The organism is Clavibacter vidaverae, assembly GCF_047529985.1.
Lineage (GTDB): Bacteria > Actinomycetota > Actinomycetes > Actinomycetales > Microbacteriaceae > Clavibacter > Clavibacter nebraskensis_A.
The window spans coordinates 2428143-2451010 of the sequence record NZ_JBLJAM010000001.1 but is presented as its reverse complement, the minus strand read 5'-3'; the positions used below and the strand labels follow the sequence as shown (position 1 = coordinate 2451010).

Genomic DNA, 22868 nt, shown 5'->3' with positions numbered 1-22868 from the left:
GGCAGGACCGGTCAGGCGGTGGCGCCGCCCGCGTAGCGGACGCACACCGCGGACACGTCGTCGCCGAGCACGCCGCGCGCGGCGGCCGCGGCCGCCGCGTCGATGATGCGGCCGACCGTCTCCGCGGCGTCCCCGGCGGTGCGCACCAGCTCGACGAGCGGGGCGACCGAGTCGAGGGATCCGTCGAAGAGGTCGAGCGCGCCGTCGGTGAAGGCGAGGAGGCGGTCGCCCGGGCGCAGCTCGCCGGACGCGGGCGCCCAGGTCGCCCCGGGCACGACGCCGAGCGGCAGGCCGAGCGCCGGCAGCGTCTCGTGCGTGCCGTCCGCGCGCAGCAGCACGGTGAGCCCGTGTCCGCCGTCGACGTACGCGAAGCGGCCGGTGGATCCGTCGACGCGGCAGTGCAGGAACGTCGCGAACGTCTCCGTCGCGTCGAGGTCGCCCTGGAGCTGCGCCTGCACCGCGGTCACGGTGCGCGCGGCGTCCGGGCCGCGGTGCGCCTGGAAGCCGGAGCGCACGGCCGACGCGAGGATCGCCGCGCCCGCGCCCTTGCCCATGACGTCGGCGATGGTCACGTGCAGGCCGTCGGCGTCCTCGCCCCAGGAGTAGAAGTCGCCGCCCACGCCGCGGGCCGGGCGGCTGATGCCGGCGAGGTCGTAGTCGGGCCAGAGCGGCCGGTCGACGGGGAGGAGCCGCCGCTGCACGTCGCCCGCGAGCTCCTCGTCCTGGCTGTCGCGGAGCTCGCGCTCGACCCACGCGCCCATCTCGTCGAGGAGTCGCTCCTGCTCGGGCGCGAGGTCGCGCGGCTCGGTGTCCACGAGGCAGAGGGTGCCGACGGTCTGGCCGCCGGAGAGGAGCGGGCGGCCCGCGTAGAAGCGGATGTGGCGCGGACCCGTGACGGTGGTGCGGTGGGCGAAGCGCTCGTCCCGGGTCGCGTCGCGCACCACGAGGATCTCGGGAGCGCGGATGGCGATGTCGCAGAACGACTGCGAGCGGTCGGACAGCAGCGAGACGCCCGCGGGCTGCGGCGACTTCGTGAACTGCTCGGTGTCGTCGACCAGGTTGATCTCCGCGATGGGCACGTCGAACAGCTCGCGCGCGATGCGGGTGACGCGGTCGAAGCGCTCCTCCGCGGTGGATCCGACGAGCCGCAGGTCGTGCACGGCGCGCAGCCGCGCCTCCTCGGCGGCACCGCGGAGCGAGGTGGCGTCGACGGTGGCGCGCCCCGCGGGGTCCGAGCCGCCCTGTCGCGCGACGGGTTCCTGCATGACCATGTGCTGCCCCCTGGTGGATCCGGCGCCGTGCGCGTCGGGCGGAGACCCGCCCGTCGCGCGATCCCCCCGGATCGCGGCGCCTCCTTCGAGTGTATGCCGAGGTGTTCGGAGCGCTCACCGGATAGGGCGGGCCTCCGACCGGCCGCGCTCAGGCCTCGCGGCGCAGCACCAGCACGGTCACGTCGTCCGGGTTCGTCTGGTCGGCGGCGAGCGCGGTGATCCGCTCCACCAGCTCGTCCGCCGACGCCGACGCGCGCGCCAGGTCGGCCACGTGGTCCACGGCGCGGAGCGTGCCGTCGAAGAGGTCGAGCACGCCGTCGCTGAAGGTGACGATGAGGTCGCCCGGGCCGAGCACCACCTCGTGGGTGCCCCAGCCGGATCCGCCCGGGACGCCCACGGGCAGGTCCGTGGACTCCAGCCGCTCGGACGTGCCGTCCGCGCGCACCAGCGCGGAGAGGCCGTGGCCCGCGTCCGCGTAGAGGACGGTGTGGTCCTCGGCCCGCACGCGCGCATGGAAGACGGTCGCGAACGACGCGGCCTCGCTGAGCTCGGCGGTGAAGCAGTCGGCGGTGCGGTCGAGGGCGGCGACCGGATCCGGGATGTTCTTGGCGCTGCGGACGACGGCGCGCGCGGTCGCCGCGATGATCCCCGCGCCCACGCCCTTGCCCATGACGTCGCCGAGGGTGAAGGCGAGGCCCTCCTTCACCGGGTACCAGTCGAAGAAGTCGCCGCCCACGGCCTTGGACGGCAGGCACGCGCCCGCGACCTGGTAGCCCGGCAGCGGCGCCGAGGTCTTCGGCAGGAGCGCCTGCTGCACGACGGACGCGCGGGTCAGCTCGTCCTCGCTCACGCGCTCGCGGGCGCGCGACGCCTCGAGGCTGAGGCGCGTGCGGCGGGACAGCTCGTTGACGACGAGCGCCGCGACCCCGAAGGCCAGCGCGCTGAAGAGGCCGCGCCACAGCTCGTTCGCGTTCTGCTCGCCGAGCTCGAGGAGGAGCGGGAGGCCGAGGGTCACGTAGACGCCGACGAAGGCGACGAGCACGTTCCAGCGGCCGGGGTTGAGGCTGAACCAGACGACGGGGAGGATCACGAGCGACCCGAAGACGGACGTGTTCTCGCCCGTCGCGATCCGCAGCACGCCGACGGCCACGAAGTCGAGCGCGGGCACGACGGCGGTGAAGCGCACGAGGTCGCGGCGCAGGGAGACGAGCACCGAGAGGACCGTCGCGACGACGAGGACCACCGAGGCGACGAGGAGCGCGCGCGGCGAGGTGATCGCGAGCGTCGGCACCGCGAGGCTCGCGAGCACCGAGAGGACGAAGAGCAGCAGCATCGGCAGCTGCTTGAGCATGGGGGTGGGGCCGGACGCGCCGCCGGACTGCGCGCGGGCGACGGACTCGGGGATCCAGGCCGCGCGGAGCACCCACTCGGGCAGGGCGGGCGCGGCGAGCCGGGACGACCGCGCGTCGGAGCTCATCAGGACGCCTCGGGCTCGATCCGGGTCCGGCGCACGCTCCACACGTTCTCGGCGCCGACCCGCTCGTAGGTCAGCTCGTCGCAGAGCATCTGCACCATGGCGAGGCCGCGGCCCGACTCCGCGTCGGCGCCGGGCATGTCCCGCGGCGCGAGGCGGAAGTCGCCCGGCTCGGATCCGTCGGCCAGGCGCGCGCTCATGACGCCGTCGTCGACGGTGACGCTGACGACGCACGAGACGCCCTCGCCCTGGTCGGCGTGCTCGATGACGTTGGAGGCCAGCTCGATCAGGGCGGTCTCGAACGCCATGCGGTCGAGCTCGCCCACGTCCGGGCGGTCGGACCAGAGGCCGGCGACGAGCTCGTGGACCGCGTCCACGTCGTCGGGCGGGGACTGGAGGGTCAGGGTCCGCGTCGTCTCAGTCACGGTAGGCCGCCGCGACGCTCGGCGAGGACAGGAGCACGCGGTCGAGGTTCGAGAGCTTCAGCACCATCGTCACCTGCGTCCCCGGCGACGCGATGCGGAGGTCGCCGCCCTGGTCGCGCGCGGTCTTGAGGCAGCCGATGAGGGCGCCGAGGCCGGAGGAGTCGATGAAGGGCACGGCCTCGAGGTCGACGACGATCCGGGGCGGGCCCTCGACGATCGCCTGCTCGACGGCCGCGCGCAGCTCGTCCGCGGAGGCCATGTTGAGCATGCCCTCCGGTCTCACCACGGTCGTGTCGTCCACTACCGATGTCGTCGTCGTGAAGTCCATCCGGTGCTCTCCCCCTGTCGGCGACGGGGCGGCCGGTTCGCCGCCGACGGCGGGAGGGCCCGTCCGCGCGCCCCTCCGCGCGTGGGCCAGCGTCCCCGCACCCCGTTCCCGCTCAGTCTCCCATGGCGAGGGAATGCCGGGGAGCCCCCGATCGCGCGTCGCGTCGGGGCGTTCGCCCGGTGGATCACCGGGGCACGAGGCGGAAGAGGAACCGCGTGCGCACCATCACCCAGAGGAGCCCGAGGATCACGACGTAGGCGAGCGTGCCGACCACCACGCCGCCGGATGCGAGGCCCGGGACGTTCGCGACGACGAGCGCGAGCAGCACATGCATGACGAAGACGTAGAGGGTCGCCTGCCCGAGCGGCACCAGGAACCAGCCGAGCGCCCGGTGGATCGGCCGCCAGAACGCGGTGAGCGCCGCGTAGCCCACGACCACCACGAGCAGCACGTCGAGGAGGCGGCCGGGCTCGATCCGCGTGCGCTGGAACCACGCGTCGTAGACCTGCTGGTAGGTGGCGTCGGGCAGGAGCGCGAGCCGCACGTCGAGCGGATCCGCCAGGTACGGGTTGCTCCAGGCGAAGAGCGCGAGGAGCACGGCGAGCAGCACGCACACCGGCAGGGCGACGCGGCCCGCGCGCGACGACCACCACGCCACGATGCTCCGCCGGTGGTAGCCGACGACCATCCCGACCACGAAGAGCAGCTGCCACGACAGCAGCGGGAACGAGTCCTCGAACTGGGACGGCAGCAGGCGCGCGGGGGCGAGGGCGCCGACGACGTGCAGCGCGACGCTGATCCCGAGCGCGACCGGCCACAGGCGGCGGACGAGGAGCAGCAGCACCAGCGGCGACACCGCGAGGAGCACCACGTACAGCCCCATGATGTTGAACTGCCACGGCCCCACCTTCAGCAGCAGGAGGTCGAACAGCGCGGGGACGGACGCCGGGTAGGTGAGGAGCCGGTCGCTGCCGGCGTAGAGGTCGTAGACGGTGCCGGCCGCGCCCGCCCCGGCCGCGCCCGTGCCCTCGTCCGTGAAGGTGGTGACGACCGTGCCGTCGACGCCGGGGATCCGGCTGAGGAGGAGCACGACGACGACCACGACGAGCGCGGTGACGTAGAGCTTCACCGCGCGCCGCGTCGTGCGCCCGGCGACCTCCCGGATCCCGCCCGCCTCCATCGCCGGCCGGTGCACGAGGCCGAGCACGACGCCCGACAGCAGCACGAACAGCTCCGCGCCGGACACCACGCCGACGCCCTCCTGCGTGATCGTCTGGAACGCCGAGACGAGGCCCACGTGGTTGACGACGACGAACACGATGGCGACGCCGCGCATCATGTCGATGCGGAGGTCGCGGCGGCCGGGCTCGTCGTACGCGAGGCGCGCGCGGATCCGCGGCCGGGTCGCGAGCACGTACAGGCCCGCCGCGGCGAGGAGCGCGAGCACGGCGACGACGACGCTCCAGCCCGCCGGGATGACGCCCGGCCCCGACGCCGCCGCGGGCAGGGCGACGGGATCGAGGACCGGCCCGGCGACGAGGGCGCTGTCCGCGAGGTCGGCGGCGAAGGCCGCGGCGACGTCCGGCTCGTCGCTGACGCCCCAGCGGATCGGCACGCCGTCGCGCGTGGTGGACGTGTCGGCCCAGAGCACCGCGGCGAGGGTCGGGTAGGCGTCGTCGCCGGCGGCCGCCATGACCTGCCGCCACCACGCCCGCTGCACGTCGAGCGCGGCCGGGCCGCCGGGATCCGCGTCCGCCACGGTCAGCGCGGCCGTCTCGAGGAGGAGGGGCGTGGCGTCCGGCGTGGAGAAGCGGGCGACGAAGTCGTCCGGCGCGGCGCCGCCCGGCGGGGTGTCGGCGGGCCCGAGCCGCGCGGCCAGCTCGCCGTCCACGGGGAGCGTCATGGCGACGCGGCCCGCCGGGGAGTCGTCGTGGAAGACGGAGAGCCCGACCGCGTCGACGTCGCCCGCGGCCGGGAGGAACGGGCCGTACGGGTCGTCGGCGGCGTCGAGGGCGCCGTCGCCCGAGGTGTCGAGCGCGCGGAGGTCGGCGGCGGACGCGGGCCGGTCCGCCCCGAACGGGTACGAGCCGCCCCAGCTCGGCGACCAGACCATCGCGGATCCGGGCAGCTCGGCGTGCACCGCGCCCGCCACGGCCGCGAAGGCCGCCCGGTACGCGTCCGGCTGCATGCCCCACGCCGACCACGGGACGTTCATGTCGGGGGCGAAGCGCACGTACGCGGGGGCGTCGGCGGATCCGAGGACGGCGCGGAGGTCGTCGGCGAGCGCGGCGGCCACGTCGTCGTCGACCTCGGCGAGGGGCACGGCGGGCTCGAGGGTGACCACGGGGATCGCGCCGACGGCGGCCGCCTGCTGGGCGAACGGGCGGAGGTAGGCGCTCTCGTCGTCGGTCATCGGCACGGATCCGGTGTGCGCGTAGACGGCGGCCGGCGCGCCCAGCCGCTCGGCCTGGGCGGCGGCGCTGTCGCGGCTCCAGTCGAGGGTGGCGCCGAGGTACGCGCCGCGCTCGGGGACGAGGACGGCGGGGAGGTCGCGGGCCGGGGCGGCGTCGGCGGCGGCGGGCACGGCGGGTCCGACCGAGGCGGACGCGGGTGCGGCGGCGGACGCGAGCAGCGCGGCCGCGACGAGCCCCGCGGCGGCGAGCACGCGGCGGATCCGGGGCGCACCCCGTCCGCGGCCCTGGCCGTCCCGTGCACGCATCCCGCTCCCCCGACGCGTGCGCTCCCCCGAGCCCCGCGTCCGGCCGAGCCTACGCGCGCGCCCCCGCCGCGTCCGGCCCGGCGGCGGGTGGCGAGCCGCTCGACGCCCGCGATATCCTCTTCCCCGAGCACCGAATCACCACGAGCAGGGCGGCCGACGGCTGGCCGAGGAGACCACCGTGTCGACCGCACCCGAGCACACGCCGACGGATCGCCCGATCACCCGCCAGGCGATCGAGACCTCGATCGCGATCGCGTGGAACGCCGAGGGCGCCATCCGCGGGCTCCCGCCGCTGGCGTGGCGGCTCGGCGGGCCGTGGGAGGGCGTCCACTTCTCGGGCGACGCCGACGCGTACGCGCCCGAGCTGCGCCGCGACATCGTCGAGTCGTGGATCGCCGGGCTCGGCCTCGCCGACTCCATCGACCTCACGGACGGCCCGCTCGCGCTCTGCGGGGACGACATGGTCTGGACGGGCGCGCTCGACGAGGTCGTGTTCGAGCTCCGCTACCCGGCGTCCGCGACGGATCCGGTCGAACCCGCCGCGTAGCCGGACGCGCCGTCGCGCCGCGCCCTCAGGCGCCGCGCTCGCGCCACCCGGATCCGTCGCGCTCCAGCTCGATGAGCTGCCCGTTCGCCCACACGAGCGACCGCGTGCGCGCGGGCGAGCGCTCGAGCGCCGTGAGGTAGAGCACCCGCAGCAGGTAGCCGTGGGCCACGACGAGCGTGGTGCGCGGATCCGCTTCCACGTCGTCGAGCACCGCCCGCGCCCGCACCGCCGCCTCCGCCCACGTCTCGCCGCCGCCGGGCGCCGCGGGCTCGCCGTCCTCGCCCGTGAGCCAGGCCGCGAACGCCGCGCCGTGCACGGGTCCGCGCAGCTCGTCGCGCGTGATCCCCTCGAAGCCGCCGAAGTCGAGCTCCACCAGCTCCGCGCGCGGCTCCGGCACGACGCCCGGCGCGACGCCCTGCTCCTGGAGGATCCGCGCGGTGCTGCGGGCGCGCACGAGCGTGCTCACGAGGATCCGCTCCACGCCCTCCCCGCGCAGCCGCGCCGCGAGGGGCGCGAGCTGCTCGGCCGCGTCGTCGCCCACGTCGACGTCGGTGCGCGAGTTGTAGCGGTACTCCCGGTTCCAGGGCGTCTGCGCGTGCCGGGTGAGGAGCAGGCGCGCGGGAGCCGCCGGGGATGTCTGCATGCCCCCATCCAACCGGGATCTTGCCCGCGGCTGTGCGCCGCCGCGGTGCCCGGCCGTGGCGGCGGGCCCCGGACTAGCGTCGACAGCGATGAGCAGGAGCCGAACCCGCGCCGGATCGCCCGCGACGCGCATCGCCTTCGCCGCGGCGAGCGCCGCGTACCTCGTGAACTGCGCCATCGGGATCGGCGCGGCCACCCGGATCCTGCCGCCCCGCCCCGAGCTCCGCCTCCACCACCGCGCGTACGTGCTCACGAGCGCCCTCACCGCGGTCGCCCTGGGCGCCGCGCTGTGGGCACCCGCGCCCGGCCGCGCCACCGCCCGCCGCGCCGCCCTCCGGCTCGCCCCCGCCCTGATCCCGCTCGCCGCGCTCCCCGCCGCGGGCACCCGCACCCGGCGGCACCCCGCCGTCGCCCTGACCGCCGCGCCCTGGTACGCCTGGGGCACCCTCGCCACCTGGAGAGACCCATGGAGTTCCTCGACGTCCTGCGCGCCCGGAAGACCACCAACGGGGCCTTCCTCCCCGATCCCGTGAGCGAGGAGCACCAGCGGCTCCTCATGGAGGTCGCCGGCCGCGCGCCCTCGCAGCTCAACAGCCAGCCGTGGCGCTTCGTGCTGATCGAGGAGCGCGACACCATCGAGCGGATCGCCGACATCAGCGGCGAGAGCATGACCGAGACGATGTCGAACGGCACCTTCTTCGAGCGCTACAAGCACCACTTCCGCTTCACGCAGGAGGAGATGGACGCGCGCCGCGACGGCATGCTCTTCGACAAGCTGCCCGCGCCGCTGCGGCCCTTCACGAAGCAGGCGTTCACGCCGCGCGGGCAGGGCCTCATGAACGCGCTGCGGGTCCCGCAGACGCTCGGCCGCGAGAACCGCAAGCTCGTCGCGGGCAGCCCGCTGCTCATCGGCGTGATGCTCGACCGCGCCGAGGAGCGGCCCGAGTCCCTCGCGTCCTTCTACTCGACGTTCTCGATGGGCGCCGCGATGGAGAACGTCTGGCTGACCACGGGGGCCATCGGCATGGGGATCCAGTTCATCTCGTTCCCCATGGAGATCCACGAGCAGTGGTCCCGCGTCGAGGAGCTGCTGCGCGTGCCGCCGGAGCTGCAGCTCATGGCCGTGTACCGGCTCGGCTACCTGCCGCCGGAGGCTCGCCGCCCCGCGATCGACTGGTCGAGCCGCGAGCGCAAGCGCCCGTCGCAGTACGTGTTCCGCGGCACGTGCGACACCCCGCAGGAGGGGTGGGACGGGCCAGCGCCGAGCTGATCCGTCCGCTCGCGCGCCTCGTTCTGGGGGCGCGGGCGCGCGGCGATCGGACCGGCGACGCGGATCCGCGCCCGTAGGGTCGGAGCATGGCCAGCGGCGCGTGGGTGCGCATCCCGTCCCCGAGCACGCGGCAGCGCTGGCTCCTCACCGCGGCGTCGCTCGCCCTCGCCGGGATCCTGCTCTGGTCGCCCGTCGGCGGCGTGATCCGTCTCGTCGAGAGGGCGGTCGGCTCGTCGCCGCTCATCTCCGTGGGCCTGCCGATCCTCCTGGTCGCGGCCGTGGTCGGCATCGCCTACCTCGTCGTCGCCGAGCGCACCCAGCCGCCCGCGATCGACGTCGCGCGCCAGCTCCTCCGCATCGGCCGCAAGGAGTGGGGCTTCTCGGAGGTCACCGGCGCGCGCATCGAGCTCGCGGGCGGCCCGGGCGACGACACCCTGATCCTGCGCCTCACGACGACCGGCGGCGAGAGCTGCGGCGTCGTCGTCTCCACGCGCGAGGGCGTGCGCGTCGACGACGCGCAGCGCGACGCGCTCCTGGCCCTCGTCGCCGGATCCCGCATCGCGCCGCCCCGCTCGAAGGACGACCCGCACGGGAAGTTCGCGCACGTCGAGTTCCCCGGCCACCTGACGCGGGAGGACACCACGGCGCTCGTGGACGGCAGCGGTGTCGCGGAGCCGACCGCCGCGCGCGGGCAGCGCGGGCAGGGGTCGGGCGCGCGGAACGTCCGCCCCGCGGGCACGCCCAGCCGGAACCCGATCTCGATGCGGGCGCAGTACACCGTCGCCGGGTTCGTGACCGCGATGGGCGTCTTCTTCGCGGTGGTCGCGGCGCGGCACCCGACGGCGCTGTTCGGGCGCACGGAGACCCCCGTGGTCGGGCTCGCCCTCTTCTTCCTGGCTGGCGGCGTCATCATGATCGTCATCATCCGCCGCGACGCCCGCCGCGCGGCCGAGCAGCGCGCCGCCGCCGACGCAGCCCGGGCGGAGGCCGAGCGCGACGGATCCGCAGAGGACGCCGAGCCCTCCGAGCCCGCCCGCCCCGCCGACGGCAGCTGACGCATGGCGGACGACGGCTGGGTGCGGATCCCGGCGCCCACGTACCGCCAGCGGCTGCTGATCGGCGGCATCTGGGTCGTCGTCGTGGTCTACGTGGGGTCGAATCCGCTCGGCACCCTCGGCCGACGACTCGAGGAGGGCATCGGCGGCGGGTGGATCACGGTCATCGCGACGGTCGCGCTCGGATACGCCCTCGCCGTGGCGCTCGTCCTCCTCGTCGTCACGCTGCTCACGCCCGCTCTCGACGTCCACGCGTCTCGCGGCCTGATCCGCGTGCGCGGGAGGGAGCGCCCCGTCACCGACCTGGTCGGCGCGCGCGCCGAGCTGGCGGTGGACACGCCTCCGTCCCGCTACGACAAGCCCCGCAGGCGACCCCGCCGCGATCCCGTGACCCTCCGCCTCGACCTCGCCGGCGGCGGGCGCTTCCGCGTCGTCCTCGCGATCGGCCCCACCACGACCATCACGCCCGAACGCGCCGAGGCCCTCATCGCGGCCGTCCGCGGCTCCCGCATCCAGGCGCCCACGGCGTCCTACGACCCCGACGGCCGCTTCACGCACCTCAACTTCCCGGGGCGCCTCGACATCCCCGACACGATCCGGCTGATCGAGGACCCGCAGCGCGCCCGCGCCCAGCTCCGCTGACCCGGGGCCGCGACGCCCCTTGCCCTGTCGCCGCCCCACCGCGTAGGTTGCCAGGCGTACCCCGTCGCGACCCGACGCCTCCGGTGCGGCCGACACACCGGCCGGTCCGTCCGCTCGCGGGAACGGGGGCTCCCCGCATGGAAGTCGGATCGATGCGCCTCATCCCCGGTACTGCGCCCGTCGCGCAGCAGCTGCTCACGCACTGACGACCCTTCGCGCCCGCCCGCCGTCGCGAGCCGCGCCGTCCGCGACCGCGGATCCCGTGGTCGTCGTGCACCCGCATCGATCCACCGGGGAGGGCCCATGCCCACCGCACCATCCATCACGCTCGACCGCTGCACCTTCGCCTGGCCGGACGGCTCCGTAGTGCTCGACTCCGCCTCCGCGCGCTTCGGCCCCGGCACGACCGGCCTCGTCGGTCGCAACGGCGCCGGCAAGTCCACGCTCGTCCGTCTCGTCGTCGGCGAGCTCGCGCCCGCGTCCGGATCCGTCGTCACCAGCGGGCCGGTCGACCACCTGCCGCAGCGCCTCCGCACGGGCCCCGATGACACCGTCGCCGACCTCCTCGGCGTGCGCGCCCGGCTCCGCGCGTACCACGCGATCCTCGACGGCGACCCCGACCCGGCGCACTTCGACGCGCTCGGGGACGAGTGGGACGTCGAGGCGCGCGCGGCCGCTGCGCTCCGCGACGTCGGGCTCGCCGAGGACGACCTCGACCGACCCGTCGCCACGCTCTCCGGCGGGCAGGCCGTGCTCGTCGCGATCAGCGGCGTGCGCCTCCGCGGGCGACCCGTCGCCATCCTCGACGAGCCGACCAACAGCCTCGACGGCCGGGCGCGCGGGATCCTGCTCGACCTCGTCGACGGCTGGCGCGGCGCCCTCGTCGTCGTGAGCCACGACCGCGAGCTGCTCGAGCACGTGGACGAGGTGGCCGAGCTCCGCGACGGCCGGATCGTCGTGACCGGCGGCACCTACCGTGCGCACGAGGAGCGCGTGGCCGGCGAGCAGGCCGCGGCCGAGCGGCGGATCCGCACGGCCGAGCAGGCGCACCGTGCCGAGCGCCGCCAGCGGATCGAGGCGGAGACGTCCATCGCCCGGCGCGCGAAGGCCGGCGCCCGGGCGGGCGAGTCGATGCCCCGGATGGCAGCGAACGAGCGTCGGAAGCAGGCGGAGGGCACGGCGGGGCGCCTCCGCCGGGCGCACGCCGACGCGGAGCGGCAGGCCGAGGACGCGGTCGCTGAGGCCGAGGCGCACCTCCGCTCGGACACCCCCCTGCGGCTCGACCTGGCGGATCCCGGGCTGCCGGCATCCCGTCGCGTCGCCGAGATCACGGTCCGGGGCCGGACCCGCGTGGTGCAGGGACCGGAGCGCGTCGCCGTGACGGGCGCGAACGGCGTGGGCAAGTCGACGCTGCTCGCGCAGCTCGTCGGGGTGCCCGACGCACGCGAGCACCCGCTGCCCGACACCGGCGCCGAGGCGCTCACGGACCGGATCGCCTACCTGCCGCAGGGCCGAGACGGGCTCGACGACGACCTGACGGTGCTGGAGAACGTGCGCCGGGCCGCCGCCGATGCGCCGCCGCGCGAGCTGCGCAACAAGCTGGCGCGCTTCCTGATCCGCGGCGACGCCGTCGACCGGGAGGCCGCGACGCTCTCCGGCGGTGAGCGCTTCCGGGTGGCGCTCGCGGGGCTGCTGTTGGCGGATCCGCCGCCGCAGCTCCTCGTGCTCGACGAGCCGACCAACGACCTCGACATGGCGAGCGCCGACCGCCTCGTCGAGGCGCTCCGGGCCTACCGGGGCGCGCTCGTGGTCGTCAGCCACGACGGGAGCCTGCTCGACCGCCTCGCCCTCGACGATCGGATCGAGCTCGCCTGACCGCCGTCAGACCCGCCGCGAGAACGCCGCGAGCCCCTGCTCCGCATGGGGCGCGAAGCCGAGCGAGCGGTAGAAGGGGTGCGAGCGGTCGCCGTCCTCCGTGCCGCTCGCGTCGGTGGTGAGCACGAGCAGGACGCCGTCGGCCTGGCTCGCGCGCACGTGCTCGAGGAGGGCGCGGCCGACGCCGCCGCGCTGCCGGTCGGGGCGCACGAGGAGGTCCTGCACGTAGCAGATCGTCGCGCCGTCGCCCACGGCGCGCACGAGGCCGACGAGCCATCCGTCGTCGTCGCGCGCCGTGGCGACGAGGGCGGATCCGGCGAGCGCCCGCTCGAGCCGCTCCGGGTCGTCCGTGTAGACGGTCCAGCCGACGGATCCGTAGAGGTCGAGCAGCTCGTCGCGGGCGGGGATCTCGTCGGCGAGGAGGGTCACCCCCACACCGTAACCGCCTGTGCACGCGGCGCACGGGCGATGACCGGCCCTCGATACGGTCGCGGTTCCACCCGCACTCCCCTCCGACGAGAGCAGTCCATGCACCAGTCGCGCCATGCCCGCACGTCCTCGTCCCGCCGGACCCGATCCGGCTCCCTCGCGGTCGCCTCCCTCGCCGTCGCCGCCATCGCCACCGGCGGTCTCGGCGCCGCCCTCCTCGCCCCGGCCAGCGCCTTCGCCGCCACGGCCACGGTCGGCCTCGGCACCGCCGCCTCGTACTCGGTGCTCGCCGGCCAGGGCGTCACCAACACCGGCCCCAGCACCCTCGCGGCGGATCTCGGCACGAGCCCGAACGCCGCGGTCAGCGGCTTCCCGCCCGGCGTCGTCGGCGGCGCCACCCACGCGGCCGACGCCGCGGCCGGCCAGGCGCAGTCCGACCTCACCACCGCGTACGTCGACGCCGCGGGCCGCCCCACCACCGCGGCCGCCCCCGCGGACCTCGTCGGGGCCACGCTCACGCCGGGCGTCTACACGGCTGGCGGCCCGCTCGGCCTCACGGGCACGGTCACGCTCGACGCGCAGGGCGACCCGGCAGCGGTCTTCGTGATCCAGGCCCCCTCCACGCTCACCACGGGCTCGAGCAGCCGGGTGTCGCTCGTCAACGGCGCCCAGGCCTGCAACGTGTTCTGGCAGGTCTCGAGCTCGGCCAGCCTCGGCACGAACTCGGGCTTCGCCGGCACGATCCTGGCGCTCACCTCCATCTCCGTCGGCACGGGTGCCACGGTCGACGGCCGCGCGCTCGCCCGCAACGGCGCCGTCACGCTCGACGACGACGCGTTCGTCGCCTCCACCTGCGGCGCCAGCACGTCGCCCATCGGCTCGGGCACCACGCCCGTGGTCACGCCCACCCCGGCGCCGTCGGCCACGCCGGCCCCGACGCCGACGCCCGGCGGCGGCACCGGGGGCGGAACCGGCGGCGGAACCGGCGGCGGCACCGGCGGATCCACGCCCACCCCGTCGCCCACGCCCACCTCCGGCGTCCCGTCGTCCACCACGCCCCCCGGCGACGTGCCGCCCCCGAGCGGACACCTCCCGCGCACGGGCGGCGACGGCGCGCGCCTCGTCATCGAGCTCGCCCTCGGCGCGGCGGCCCTCGCGGCCGGCGTCGTCGCGGTCATCGCCGTCCGCACCCGCCGCCGACGCCGCTGACACCCCCGCACGACCGGACGCCCGCGCTCCCCGAGCGCGGGCGTCCGTGCGTCCGGACGCACCGCGGACGCCCGCCGGACAGGCGCCGGATCCCGCCTCGGACGCCGAGGAGAAGCGGTTGTAGGGTCGGCACGAGGAGCGACGTCGCTCCCTCCCGAGTCGACGAGGACCCGAATGACCACGACGAGCCGCCCGCCGCGCAGCGCCTCCGCCACCGCCGAGCGGCCGCCGCGTCCCCGCCGCTCCCGCATGGCCCGCCGCGAGGCCGTCGCCGGCTACCTCTTCATCAGCCCGTGGATCATCGGCTTCCTCGTCTTCACGCTCGGCGCGATGGTCTACAGCCTCGTGGTGTCGTTCAGCGACTACAACCTCGCCACCGACATCGCGACCCCGGTGGGCACGGAGAACTACGAGCGCCTCTTCTCGGATCCGCGCGTGGCCCTCAGCCTCGGCAACACCCTCTTCTACGCGATCCTCGCCGTGCCGTTCGAGGTGTGCCTCGCGCTCCTGCTCGCGATCCTCCTCGCCCGCCTCGGCCGCGCCGCCGGCATCTTCCGCACCCTCTACTACCTGCCGAAGATGACCCCGACGGTCGCCACCGCGAGCGTCTTCCTGCTGCTGCTCAACGGCAACACGGGCGCGGTCAACGAGGGGCTCGAGGCGATCGGCATCGACGGCCCGCAGTGGCTCATCGACCCCGCCTGGGTGAAGCCGTCGATCGTGCTCATGACGCTGTGGGGCGTGAGCGGCACGATGGTGATCTTCCTCGCCGCCCTCAAGGACGTGCCGCGGGAGCTCTACGAGGTCTCCGCGCTCGACGGCGCCGGACCCGTGCGGCAGTTCTTCGCCATCACCGTGCCGATGATCTCGGGCGCCATCTTCTTCAACGTCGTCGTGCTCACCATCGCCGCGCTGCAGGTCTTCGACCAGGCGTACCTGCTGTTCTGGCGCGACCAGACGAATGCCTCCCCCGACTCGTCGCTGTTCTACGGCGTCTACCTGTTCCAGCAGGCGTTCCGGTCGTTCGACTTCGGGTTCGCGGCCGCGATGGCGTGGCTGCTGTTCGTGATCGTGCTGGTCATCACGCTGATCCAGGTCAAGCTCAGCAACCGGTTCGTCTACTACGAGGGGGACCGCTGATGGCCGTCACCGACCGCACGCCGGACGCGGCGGCGACGCCCGCCGCCGCCACCGGGGATCCGCGCCTCGCCGCCGCCCTCACGCCGCTGCCGTCGCGGGATCAGTCGCGCCGCGGCGCCGACCCCGACCGCACCCGCCGGGTCCGCTCCCGCATCGGCCGCGCCCTCATCACGGTGCTGCTGGTCGGCTTCGCGCTCCTGTTCCTCTACCCGTTCGCGTGGCTGCTCGCCGCGAGCCTCAAGCCGCGCGGCGAGGTCTTCGACAACGCGCTGTGGCCGCGCACCTTCACGCCGCAGAACTACGTCGAGGTGTGGGAGCAGCTGCCGCTCCTCGGCTGGATGGGGAACAGCCTCGCGATCGCGCTCATCTCCGCGGCGCTCGTGTCGATCTCCAGCGCGCTCGTGGCGTTCGGCTTCGCGTACTTCCGGTTCCCGGGGCGGAGGATCCTGTTCGGCCTCGTGCTCGCGACGATGATGCTGCCCGGCGCCGTCACGATGGTGCCGCAGTTCCTCATCTGGAAGAACCTCGGCCTCATCGGCACGTGGATCCCGCTGTTCGGCATGAACCTGTTCGGCTCGGCCTTCTACATCTTCCTGCAGCGCCAGTTCTTCCTCGGCCTGCCGCGGGAGCTCTTCGAGGCGGCGCGGCTCGACGGGGCGAGCTACTTCGGGATGTTCCGGCGGATCGCGCTGCCGCTGTCGATCCCGTCGTTCGTCATCATCTTCATCTTCGAGTTCCAGGCCAGCTGGAACAACCTGCAGGCGTCGCTCATCTACTTGAACGCCGGCAGCGTCGAGGGCTTCACGGTGCCGCTCGGGCTCTCGTACGCGATGACCGCGTTCAGCCCCACGAACGGCGGGCAGGGCGACTACCAGCTCGTGATGGTCGCGGCGCTGCTCGTCACGCTGCCGATGCTGCTGCTGTTCGCGTTCGGCCAGCGCTACTTCGTGGAGGGCATCGCGACGCAGGGGCGGAAGGGCTGAATCAGCTTCGACGGGGCTCCGATATCTCGTCGCCTGCGAGAAGGCGTGCGACGTTCCACTCCAGACCTTCCCGCATGCCCGGCGTCGTCTCCGGCGACGCGTCGATCGCGTCCAGCGCTCGCGCGAACCGCTCGATCATGTCCTGGACGACATCCTCTATCCGTCGCCGACTCGTCACCCGCCACGAGTCCGCCTCGCGCACGATCCGCTCGACGCTCATGCGCCGATGGTCGAACCGGCCATGGACCGCGAGCGGCAGGTTCCAGTCGACGCGCTCCGGCTGGTACAGGTTGGGAACCGCGTCGTAGACGTCGGACAGCGTGTCCCTGCCGGGGAGATGGATGATGCCGATGTTCTTGGCGTGACCGTCGTTGTCGCCGATGAGGATGCGGTATGTCAGCTGGCGGATCCACAGCTCGACCGCGTCCTCGTCGAGGCTCGCCGCTGCCTCGGCGATGCGCAGAGCTGACGGACGCCGAGTCGAGGCGGGTTCACGCGGATCCTGGAACTTCGCCTGGTCGTCGACCCAGTCGAGGCTGAGCGCCTGTGCCATGTCCTCCTGATGGAGCAGCTCGATCGCCTCTCCCGAGACGCGCCGGTCGAAGCGCTCGATCGCGAGGTAGGGAATGGATCCGGCCATGCCGATGGAGCTGTCGAACCTCGACAGGCCGGGCTCTCGGGTGAGCTGATGGCTGTAGTGCTCATCGTGGATGGCGCTGGGTCGGGAGGGGAGCTGCGGCTTGATGATGTGCGTCGAGTGGGCGCCACCGTGCGGCTGCAGCCATGGCCCGTCCTCGGTGAACCGGGTGAGCAGGACCTTGGGTTGGAAGCCCTGGATCATGGACCTGCTGTCGTCACGCACGGCGAGATCTCCGTCCGCAACCGCCCTCCGCAGCAACCTGCCCAGGTCAGACGGACTCAGGGACTCGAAAGCCGCAGATGAGGGCCGTGGTTCGGCTGCCCCGTGGAAGGTCACCGCACCGGCGATGGACGATCCGAACTGCTCCAGCGTCGCGTAGAGGTCACGCGGGTCGAAGGAGTGCCGCTCCGCCAACGCCCGACGCTGGTTCCCCTCGGGGGTGTAGCCGCCGAAGAGGCTCTAGGCCAGATCGCTCCGCACCTCCGCACCCGCGAGCGTCGCGAACGCCTCGGTCAGACGGACATCCTTCGGGGCGCCCTCGGGGCTGACGAAGAATCGGATCCGCTCGATCCGGCTGCCGCGTTCCACGCGACCGAGGTCCGCACCGTGGAGTCGCACCACGAGCGCCTCAGCCATCGCCCCGCTCCGTCTCGTCGAGCTCGTAGCTGACGGTGACCCGGATCCGGAGCACCCGCAGCACGCGGAAGAGCCGCGTGACGAACAGCGGAGGCCGTGCGCCCGACTCCAGCTCTCGTACGTAGAACCGCTCGAAGCCGAGCCTCTCGGCGAGGTCCGACTGGGTCATCCCGCGGCCGAGGCGGACGTGCTTGATCGCCTCTCCGAGGTCGGAGTACTTGCGGATCTCGTGGCTCGGCATGGTGATGTGAGCATATCCCCACATGGAGTTGATGTGAGCAAATACTCACATGCACGCGATGTGGGGATATCCCCACATCACGCGGCGGCCTGACGCGCGTCAGCTCCCGGTGTCCACGACCTTGAGGCCCACCACGCAGCCGACGAGGCCGAGCAGCAGCAGGACCTTCACGACGCTCGCGGGCTCCTCGCCCGTGACGATCGCGTAGGTCACGGTGAGCGCCGCGCCGATGCCGACCCACACGGCGTACGCGGTGCCCGTGCTGATCTCGCGCATCGCGTACGCGAGCCCGACCATGCTCAGCACGACGGCGACGCCGAAGACGATCGACGGCCCGAGCTTGGTGAACCCGGCGGACTTCCCGAGGGCGGTGGCCCAGACGGCCTCGAGCACCCCGGACACGATGAGGACGATCCACGACATGGCTTCTCCAGCTGGCCAGTCTTGTCGCGTTCCGGGTACTGATCCCTCGTCCGGGAGCGCGGGAGGGCGCCCGGTCCTCACCGTACCCGGGCGCCCTGGTCACGGCATGTGCAGATCAGCGCCGGATCAGCGCGCCGCCTGCTCGTAGGCCCGCATCGCCGCGGTCTGCGCGTCGGCGAGCGCCTGCTCGGGCGTCTTGTCGCCGAGGAGCGTCGAGGCGACCGCGTTCTGCAGCTCGCTCTGGATCTGCTGCCCCGCCGGCGACCCGCCGATCGACCGGCCCTCCGCCACCACGTCGTAGAACGTCGCGATGGCCTGGTCGATCCCGTCGTCGCCGCTCGGCACCACGTGGGCGTCGCGGATGGCCTGGTCGGCGGCCGGGGATCCCGTGAAGAGGCCCGTGTTGATGCCGCCCTTCTCGGTCACGGTCGCGGCGCGCACGTCGCCCGCGGCCTCCCACGACTCCTGGCTGGTGAGGTCGAGCATCCACGCGCACGCGGCGTCCTTGTTCTTCGCCCCCGCGGGGATCACGAACGCGGATCCGCCGGCCACGGCGAACGGCTGGCCCGCGCTGTCGCGGAAGGGCACGGCCGAGATGTCGATCGCGTCCCGGTACGGCGCGACCACGTTGAGGTACCACTGCGCGTCGATCTGCGCGCCGACCTGGTCCTTCACGAACTGGTTGCCGTCGCCGAAGGTGTCGAACGCGTCGGTGAAGCTCTTGCCCTTGGCGTAGCCGCCCTGCGCGTCGGACAGGCGCTTCAGGAACTCGAGGCCGGAGAGGTTGGAGGCGTCGTCGAGCGTGGGCTTCCCCTCGGCGTCGACGAGCTGGCCGCCGAAGCCGAGCATCCAGAGCGCGGCCTGGCTGGTGGGCACGGCGTCGAGGCCGAGCACGGCCGGATCCCCGCCGGACTCCCGGTAGACCTTGCCGACCGCATCCAGCAGCTGGTCGGGCTTCGAGGTGTCGAACTGGTCGGCCGTGACGCCGGCCGCGCCGAGCACGCGCTCGTTGAGGAGGATCGCCGGCGGCTGGAAGAACTGCGGCACGGCCCAGATGTGGTCGTCGTACCGGATGTCGTTGGTGACGGACTCGTAGAAGCGCTCCGCGGGATCCACGTCGTTCGCGGAGTAGCACTCGTCGAGCGGCAGGATCAGGTCCTGCGCCGCGTAGGTCGCCACGAACTGGCGGTCCATCTGCACGACGTCGGGGGTCTGGCCGCTGGCGACGCGGGTCGTGAACTTCTGCGCGTCGAACGCGGTGGAGTCGAGTTCCACGTCCACGTCGGAGAGCGCGTCGGCCGCGTGCTGGAGGCGGGCCTTCCCCACGTCGTCCGCGCCGTCGAAGGCCCAGGCCTTCAGGGTGCCCGTGGCCTCCGTCGTGAAGGAGGCGTCGGCCGCGCCGGAGCCGCCGGATCCGCATCCCGCCAGCAGCGTGGCCGTGGCGGCCGCCGCGACGACCGCGAGCGTCCTGTGTGTCCTGGTCATGTGGATCCCTCCGAGAGCACCGGGCCTCGTCGCCCGCTCCTCGAACGTACGCCGCTTCTCCCGCGGCGATCCGGGGCGCGGGGCGGGGCGGCGACGCCGGCGGCGCGCGTCAGGCGAGCAGCAGGCCCACCATCGCGTCGCGCGCGCGGGAGCCCTCGGGGATGGGCATGAGCGCGTACACGTGCAGGAGGTTCGGCTCCACGTGGATCCGCACGGGGTGCCCCGCCGCCGCGGCCTTCCGCTCGAGGGCGCGCGCATCGGCGAAGAGGATGTCGTGCGTGCCCGTGAACACCGTGATGCGGCCGAGCCCGGCGAGCGATCCGTGCAGCGGGCTCACGCGCGGATCCTCCACCGGCAGGTCGCCGCGCCACGACTCGACGGCGGCGCGCATGCCGTCGACCGCGAGCCACGGGTCGGTCGGCTGGATCCGGGCGATGAGCGGATCCGTGAACGACAGGTCGAGCGCGGGCGAGAGGAGCACGACGTCGCGCGGCGCGGGCACGCCGCGGTCGCGGAGCGCCATGGCCGCCGACAGCACGATCTGGCCGCCCGCCGAGTCGCCCATGAGCGTCACGTCCTCCGCGCCGACCTCCGCGACGAGCGCCTCCGCGAGGTCCGCCGTGCGGGCGACGACGTCGGCCGCCGTGCCGCTCGGGACCAGCGGGTAGATGGGCACCGTGAACCGCGTGCCGGTGCGACGCGCGAGGCCGGCGACCAGCCACCAGTGGAAGGGCGAGATCTCGTGGGTCCACCCGCCGCCGTGCGCGTAGAGGGCGCGGCGGCGGGTGGCGGGACCCGCGGGCGCGACCTCGTAGACGTGCCAGCCGCCCTCGACCCGGGCCGTCACGCGCACGCCGCGGAGGAACGGCGGCGGCGCGAACGTGCCCGGGCGGAGCACCCGCCGCCCGGCGCGCGACATGGTGCGGGCGGGCGACGCGAACTCGCCCTGCCCGCCGAGCAGCCCGATCACCGGCGGGGCGAGGCGGGAGAGGAGGCTGCGGCGGGTGCGCGTCATGGCGGCGGAGGAGCGGATCCGGTCAGCTGACGGGGCTGTACCACTTGGAGACGAGGTGGTCGGCCTCGACGCGGCGGATGGTGCCCGAGTGCGAGCGGAGCACGATGCTCGAGGTGCGGATCATGCCGCGGTGGCGCGTGACGCCCGCGACGAGGGCGCCGTCGGTGACGCCGGTCGCGACGAAGTACGCGTTGTCGCCCGTGACGAGGTCGTCCTGGTCGAGGATCCGGTCGAGGTCGTGGCCCGCGTCGATGGCCCGCTGCTTCTCCGCGTCGTCCTTGGGGGAGAGGCGCGAGAGGAGCACGCCGCCGAGCGCCTTGATGGCGCACGCCGTGATGATGCCCTCGGGGGTGCCGCCGATGCCGACGCACATGTCGATGCGCGAGTCGGGGCGGGCCGCGTTGATGCCGCCCGCGACGTCGCCGTCGAGCAGGAGGCGGGTGGAGGCGCCGGCCGCGCGGATCTGCGCGATGAGGTCGGCGTGCCGGGGCCGGTCGAGCACGGCGACCTGCATGTCCTCGACCGCGAGGCCCTTGGCGTCGGCCAGCGCGCGGATGTTGTCGCCGATGGGGCGGTCGAGGTCGACGACGCCGCGGCCCTCGGGGCCCGTGACGAGCTTGTCCATGTAGAAGACGGCCGACGGGTCGAACATGCTGCCGCGGTCGCTCACCGCGATGACGGAGAGGGCGTTCATGCGGCCGGCGGCGGTGAGGCTCGTGCCGTCGATGGGATCCACCGCGATGTCGCACGCGGGGCCGAAGCCGTTGCCGACGTGCTCGCCGTTGAAGAGCATCGGCGCCTCGTCCTTCTCGCCCTCGCCGATGACGACGAGGCCGTCGAAGGCGACGGTGCCGAGGAACTTGCGCATCGCGTCGACCGCGGCGCCGTCGGCGGCGTTCTTGTCGCCCTTGCCGATGAAGGGGGCGGAGCGGATGGCCGCGGCCTCGGTGGCTCGGACGAGCTCCATCCCGAGGTTGCGATCCGGATTCGAGTAGTTCTCCTCGGTCATGGTGGGGTCCTCCCGGTAGAGACGTGCGCGGGCGGCTCCGTCGACTCCGCAGGTGCGTCGCTCACGATCCTACGGCGGGGGTGCGGGCCTTCCAGCTGCCGCCGGCGATGTACCGCACCATCACGTTGAGCGTGGCGACGAAGGGCACCGCGAACAGGGCGCCGGCGACGCCGCCCACGTACGATCCCGCGGCCACCGCGAGCACGACCGCGAGCGGGTGCACGTGCACGGCCCCGCCCATGACGAGCGGCTGCAGCACGTGCGACTCGAGCAGGTGCACGCCGATGACCGCGGCCAGCATGATGACGGCCTGCAGCGGCCCCACGAACACGAGCGCGATGACGACCGCGAACGCGCCCGACACGATGGCGCCCACGACCGGGATGAAGGACGCGAGGAAGACGAGCACGGCGATGGGGATCGCGAGCGGGAGCCCGAGGATCCACGCCGCGATGCCGATGCCGACGGCGTTGCCCGCCGCCACGAAGATCTGCACGCGCGTGAACGCGGAGAGCGTGCCCCAGCCCGCGCGGCCCGCGCCGTCGATGGCCGGACGCGCGCGCCGCGGGAAGACGGAGACGACGAAGCGCCAGATGCCGCGCCCGTCGATGAGCACGATGACGATGGTGAAGAACGCGAGCAGGGCGCCCGTGACGAGGTGGCCGACGCCGAGCCCCGCGTCGAGCGCGCCGGTGAGCAGGGCCTCGCGGCTGTTCTCGAGCGCCTTGCCGGAGGACGCGAGCAGCGCGTCGTAGTCGGCCGGCACCACGTTGAAGGGCGGCTGCGCGAGGAGGTCGCGCACGTCCTCGAAGCGCGCCATGGCCTCGCGCTGCAGCGTGGGGATGCCCGTGTGGATCTGCGTGACGAGCAGCAGCACGAGCCCGCCGATGACGACCGCGGTCGCGAGCAGCGTGGACGTGATGGCGACCCACGCCGGCCAGCCGCGCTTCCGCAGGGCCGCGACGAGCGGCTGCAGCAGCGCGCAGATGAGGAGGCCGATGAGGAACGGGATGACCACCTCCTTGAGGGAGACGAGGATCCACACCGCGGCGGCCACCGCGATGCCGATGATGACCAGGCGCCACGACCACTCGGCCGCGAGCAGGACCCCGGGGGTGACGCCGCGCGCGGCCGCGCGGTCGGCGTGCGGGGCGGGTGCGGCGGGCGTGCCCGGCGAGGGCTCGACGTCGTGGGACATGGCGGTGCTCCGATCTCGATGCGCGAGGAGGACGATCCCTCGATGCGAGGTGAGCCCGGCGCCCATCATGGCCGGACCCGACGGAGGCGCGGGCGACGTCGCCTGATGCGTGTGCATGAGGATCCTCCGTGTCGCTGTGGGGGATCCGTGGGCGGCGTCCCCAGGGGTCGGATGGGATGCGCCCGGCATGTGAGAATCATTCTCGACAACAG

The 22868-nt window shown here is 74.0% G+C and carries 24 protein-coding genes and 1 riboswitch; of the genes, 9 read left to right on the top strand and 15 right to left on the bottom strand.

All coding sequences use genetic code 11. The features are described 5' to 3' along the window. Positions 1–11: 11 nt before the first annotated feature. The 5 genes from ACMT9T_RS11800 to opgC all read right to left on the bottom strand — a co-directional run bounded on the left by ACMT9T_RS11800 (position 12) and on the right by opgC (position 6217). Positions 12–1265 (bottom strand): PP2C family protein-serine/threonine phosphatase, encoded by a 1254-nt coding sequence (locus tag ACMT9T_RS11800; protein WP_414745709.1) that lies wholly within the window; start codon positions 1263–1265, stop codon positions 12–14. Positions 1266–1419: 154 nt separating this feature from the next. Further along, a complete protein-coding gene (locus tag ACMT9T_RS11795; RefSeq protein WP_414745708.1) occupies positions 1420–2748 on the bottom strand; it encodes a PP2C family protein-serine/threonine phosphatase in 1329 nt (442 codons plus the stop codon). Then, positions 2748–3170: an ATP-binding protein gene (locus ACMT9T_RS11790; RefSeq protein WP_414745707.1), complete on the bottom strand. Its 423-nt coding sequence runs from the start codon at positions 3168–3170 to the stop codon at positions 2748–2750. Before ACMT9T_RS11790 ends, ACMT9T_RS11795 begins: the two co-directional genes overlap by 1 nt. Next, a complete protein-coding gene (locus ACMT9T_RS11785) occupies positions 3163–3498 on the bottom strand; it encodes an STAS domain-containing protein (protein WP_414745706.1) in 336 nt (111 codons plus the stop codon). The genes ACMT9T_RS11790 and ACMT9T_RS11785 overlap by 8 nt, the downstream gene beginning before the upstream one ends. Before the next feature lie 184 nt (positions 3499–3682). Further along, positions 3683–6217, bottom strand: coding sequence for an OpgC domain-containing protein (gene opgC, locus ACMT9T_RS11780; protein WP_414745705.1), 2535 nt, complete (start codon positions 6215–6217; stop codon positions 3683–3685). 178 nt (positions 6218–6395) lie between these two features. On the opposite strand from opgC, the gene ACMT9T_RS11775 reads away from it, so the two are divergent. Next, positions 6396–6764: a hypothetical protein gene (locus ACMT9T_RS11775; RefSeq protein WP_414745704.1), complete on the top strand. Its 369-nt coding sequence runs from the start codon at positions 6396–6398 to the stop codon at positions 6762–6764. A gap of 25 nt (positions 6765–6789) precedes the next feature. Here the strand turns inward: ACMT9T_RS11775 and ACMT9T_RS11770 are convergent, their stop codons facing one another. Continuing rightward, positions 6790–7407: a histidine phosphatase family protein gene (locus tag ACMT9T_RS11770; RefSeq protein WP_414745703.1), complete on the bottom strand. Its 618-nt coding sequence runs from the start codon at positions 7405–7407 to the stop codon at positions 6790–6792. Between the two features lie 88 nt (positions 7408–7495). Here ACMT9T_RS11770 and ACMT9T_RS11765 point away from each other — a divergent pair, with 88 nt between their 5' ends. The 5 genes from ACMT9T_RS11765 to ACMT9T_RS11745 all read left to right on the top strand — a co-directional run bounded on the left by ACMT9T_RS11765 (position 7496) and on the right by ACMT9T_RS11745 (position 12248). Then, a complete protein-coding gene (locus ACMT9T_RS11765; RefSeq protein ID WP_414745702.1) occupies positions 7496–7939 on the top strand; it encodes a hypothetical protein in 444 nt (147 codons plus the stop codon). Continuing rightward, positions 7873–8676 (top strand): nitroreductase family protein, encoded by an 804-nt coding sequence (locus tag ACMT9T_RS11760; protein WP_414745701.1) that lies wholly within the window; start codon positions 7873–7875, stop codon positions 8674–8676. Before ACMT9T_RS11765 ends, ACMT9T_RS11760 begins: the two co-directional genes overlap by 67 nt. An 86-nt stretch (positions 8677–8762) precedes the next feature. After that, on the top strand, positions 8763–9731 hold the full coding sequence (locus ACMT9T_RS11755; protein WP_414745700.1) for a hypothetical protein: 969 nt from the start codon (positions 8763–8765) through the stop codon (positions 9729–9731). Positions 9732–9734: 3 nt separating this feature from the next. Beyond that, entirely contained in the window at positions 9735–10373 is a 639-nt protein-coding gene (locus ACMT9T_RS11750) for a hypothetical protein (protein ID WP_414745699.1), read from the top strand. A gap of 303 nt (positions 10374–10676) precedes the next feature. Beyond that, positions 10677–12248: an ABC-F family ATP-binding cassette domain-containing protein gene (locus tag ACMT9T_RS11745; RefSeq protein ID WP_414745698.1), complete on the top strand. Its 1572-nt coding sequence runs from the start codon at positions 10677–10679 to the stop codon at positions 12246–12248. Between the two features lie 6 nt (positions 12249–12254). Here the strand turns inward: ACMT9T_RS11745 and ACMT9T_RS11740 are convergent, their stop codons facing one another. Next, the gene (locus tag ACMT9T_RS11740) at positions 12255–12677 is read right to left on the bottom strand and encodes a GNAT family N-acetyltransferase (RefSeq protein ID WP_414745697.1); all 423 of its coding nucleotides are present in this window, start codon (positions 12675–12677) and stop codon (positions 12255–12257) included. Between the two features lie 99 nt (positions 12678–12776). Between ACMT9T_RS11740 and ACMT9T_RS11735 the strand changes: the two genes are divergently transcribed. The 3 genes from ACMT9T_RS11735 to ACMT9T_RS11725 all read left to right on the top strand — a co-directional run bounded on the left by ACMT9T_RS11735 (position 12777) and on the right by ACMT9T_RS11725 (position 16009). Then, positions 12777–13886 carry an ice-binding family protein gene (locus tag ACMT9T_RS11735; protein ID WP_414745696.1) on the top strand — a complete coding sequence of 370 codons (1110 nt, stop codon included), beginning with the start codon at positions 12777–12779 and terminating at the stop codon, positions 13884–13886. Positions 13887–14060: 174 nt separating this feature from the next. Continuing rightward, positions 14061–15026, top strand: a complete 966-nt coding sequence (locus ACMT9T_RS11730) for a carbohydrate ABC transporter permease (protein WP_414745695.1) — start codon at positions 14061–14063, stop codon at positions 15024–15026. Next, on the top strand, positions 15026–16009 hold the full coding sequence (locus ACMT9T_RS11725) for a carbohydrate ABC transporter permease (RefSeq protein ID WP_414745694.1): 984 nt from the start codon (positions 15026–15028) through the stop codon (positions 16007–16009). The genes ACMT9T_RS11730 and ACMT9T_RS11725 overlap by 1 nt, the downstream gene beginning before the upstream one ends. Position 16010: 1 nt before the next feature. On the opposite strand, the gene ACMT9T_RS11720 is transcribed toward ACMT9T_RS11725, so the two are convergent. From ACMT9T_RS11720 to ACMT9T_RS11685, 8 genes are all read right to left on the bottom strand, one after another. Beyond that, positions 16011–16850: a type II toxin-antitoxin system HipA family toxin gene (locus ACMT9T_RS11720; RefSeq protein WP_414745693.1), complete on the bottom strand. Its 840-nt coding sequence runs from the start codon at positions 16848–16850 to the stop codon at positions 16011–16013. 258 nt (positions 16851–17108) lie between these two features. Next, positions 17109–17285, bottom strand: coding sequence for a hypothetical protein (locus ACMT9T_RS11715; RefSeq protein ID WP_414745692.1), 177 nt, complete (start codon positions 17283–17285; stop codon positions 17109–17111). Continuing rightward, complete coding sequence (locus ACMT9T_RS11710) at positions 17278–17526, bottom strand: helix-turn-helix domain-containing protein (RefSeq protein WP_414745691.1); 249 nt, start codon at positions 17524–17526, stop codon at positions 17278–17280. The genes ACMT9T_RS11715 and ACMT9T_RS11710 overlap by 8 nt, the downstream gene beginning before the upstream one ends. 99 nt (positions 17527–17625) lie before the next feature. After that, positions 17626–17949, bottom strand: coding sequence for a DMT family transporter (locus tag ACMT9T_RS11705; protein WP_086515469.1), 324 nt, complete (start codon positions 17947–17949; stop codon positions 17626–17628). A 10-nt stretch (positions 17950–17959) separates the two neighbouring features. Then, positions 17960–18024, bottom strand: a riboswitch (guanidine-III (ykkC-III) riboswitch). Positions 18025–18075: 51 nt separating this feature from the next. After that, positions 18076–19434: an ABC transporter substrate-binding protein gene (locus tag ACMT9T_RS11700; RefSeq protein WP_414745690.1), complete on the bottom strand. Its 1359-nt coding sequence runs from the start codon at positions 19432–19434 to the stop codon at positions 18076–18078. 109 nt (positions 19435–19543) lie between these two features. After that, the gene (locus tag ACMT9T_RS11695; protein ID WP_414745689.1) at positions 19544–20449 is read right to left on the bottom strand and encodes an alpha/beta hydrolase fold domain-containing protein; all 906 of its coding nucleotides are present in this window, start codon (positions 20447–20449) and stop codon (positions 19544–19546) included. A 22-nt stretch (positions 20450–20471) separates the two neighbouring features. Beyond that, the gene (gene glpX / locus ACMT9T_RS11690) at positions 20472–21458 is read right to left on the bottom strand and encodes a class II fructose-bisphosphatase (protein ID WP_414745688.1); all 987 of its coding nucleotides are present in this window, start codon (positions 21456–21458) and stop codon (positions 20472–20474) included. A gap of 61 nt (positions 21459–21519) precedes the next feature. Further along, entirely contained in the window at positions 21520–22656 is a 1137-nt protein-coding gene (locus ACMT9T_RS11685; RefSeq protein WP_414745687.1) for an AI-2E family transporter, read from the bottom strand. Between the last annotated feature and the right edge of the window lie 212 nt (positions 22657–22868).

Bases quoted from the DNA above. Each gene is read 5' to 3' on its own strand.
- ACMT9T_RS11800 (WP_414745709.1), bottom strand. From the start codon at position 1,265: ATGCAGGAACCCGTCGCGCGACAGGGCGGCTCGGACCCCGCGGGGCGC.
- ACMT9T_RS11795 (WP_414745708.1), bottom strand. From the start codon at position 2,748: ATGAGCTCCGACGCGCGGTCGTCCCGGCTCGCCGCGCCCGCCCTGCCC.
- ACMT9T_RS11785 (WP_414745706.1), bottom strand. From the start codon at position 3,498: ATGGACTTCACGACGACGACATCGGTAGTGGACGACACGACCGTGGTG.
- opgC (WP_414745705.1), bottom strand. From the start codon at position 6,217: ATGCGTGCACGGGACGGCCAGGGCCGCGGACGGGGTGCGCCCCGGATC.
- ACMT9T_RS11770 (WP_414745703.1), bottom strand. From the start codon at position 7,407: ATGCAGACATCCCCGGCGGCTCCCGCGCGCCTGCTCCTCACCCGGCAC.
- ACMT9T_RS11765 (WP_414745702.1), top strand. From the start codon at position 7,496: ATGAGCAGGAGCCGAACCCGCGCCGGATCGCCCGCGACGCGCATCGCC.
- ACMT9T_RS11760 (WP_414745701.1), top strand. From the start codon at position 7,873: ATGGAGTTCCTCGACGTCCTGCGCGCCCGGAAGACCACCAACGGGGCC.
- ACMT9T_RS11755 (WP_414745700.1), top strand. From the start codon at position 8,763: ATGGCCAGCGGCGCGTGGGTGCGCATCCCGTCCCCGAGCACGCGGCAG.
- ACMT9T_RS11750 (WP_414745699.1), top strand. From the start codon at position 9,735: ATGGCGGACGACGGCTGGGTGCGGATCCCGGCGCCCACGTACCGCCAG.
- ACMT9T_RS11745 (WP_414745698.1), top strand. From the start codon at position 10,677: ATGCCCACCGCACCATCCATCACGCTCGACCGCTGCACCTTCGCCTGG.
- ACMT9T_RS11735 (WP_414745696.1), top strand. From the start codon at position 12,777: ATGCACCAGTCGCGCCATGCCCGCACGTCCTCGTCCCGCCGGACCCGA.
- ACMT9T_RS11730 (WP_414745695.1), top strand. From the start codon at position 14,061: ATGACCACGACGAGCCGCCCGCCGCGCAGCGCCTCCGCCACCGCCGAG.
- ACMT9T_RS11725 (WP_414745694.1), top strand. From the start codon at position 15,026: ATGGCCGTCACCGACCGCACGCCGGACGCGGCGGCGACGCCCGCCGCC.
- ACMT9T_RS11720 (WP_414745693.1), bottom strand. From the start codon at position 16,850: ATGATCCAGGGCTTCCAACCCAAGGTCCTGCTCACCCGGTTCACCGAG.
- ACMT9T_RS11715 (WP_414745692.1), bottom strand. From the start codon at position 17,285: ATGGCTGAGGCGCTCGTGGTGCGACTCCACGGTGCGGACCTCGGTCGC.
- ACMT9T_RS11710 (WP_414745691.1), bottom strand. From the start codon at position 17,526: ATGCCGAGCCACGAGATCCGCAAGTACTCCGACCTCGGAGAGGCGATC.
- ACMT9T_RS11705 (WP_086515469.1), bottom strand. From the start codon at position 17,949: ATGTCGTGGATCGTCCTCATCGTGTCCGGGGTGCTCGAGGCCGTCTGG.
- ACMT9T_RS11700 (WP_414745690.1), bottom strand. From the start codon at position 19,434: ATGACCAGGACACACAGGACGCTCGCGGTCGTCGCGGCGGCCGCCACG.
- ACMT9T_RS11695 (WP_414745689.1), bottom strand. From the start codon at position 20,449: ATGACGCGCACCCGCCGCAGCCTCCTCTCCCGCCTCGCCCCGCCGGTG.
- glpX (WP_414745688.1), bottom strand. From the start codon at position 21,458: ATGACCGAGGAGAACTACTCGAATCCGGATCGCAACCTCGGGATGGAG.
- ACMT9T_RS11685 (WP_414745687.1), bottom strand. From the start codon at position 22,656: ATGTCCCACGACGTCGAGCCCTCGCCGGGCACGCCCGCCGCACCCGCC.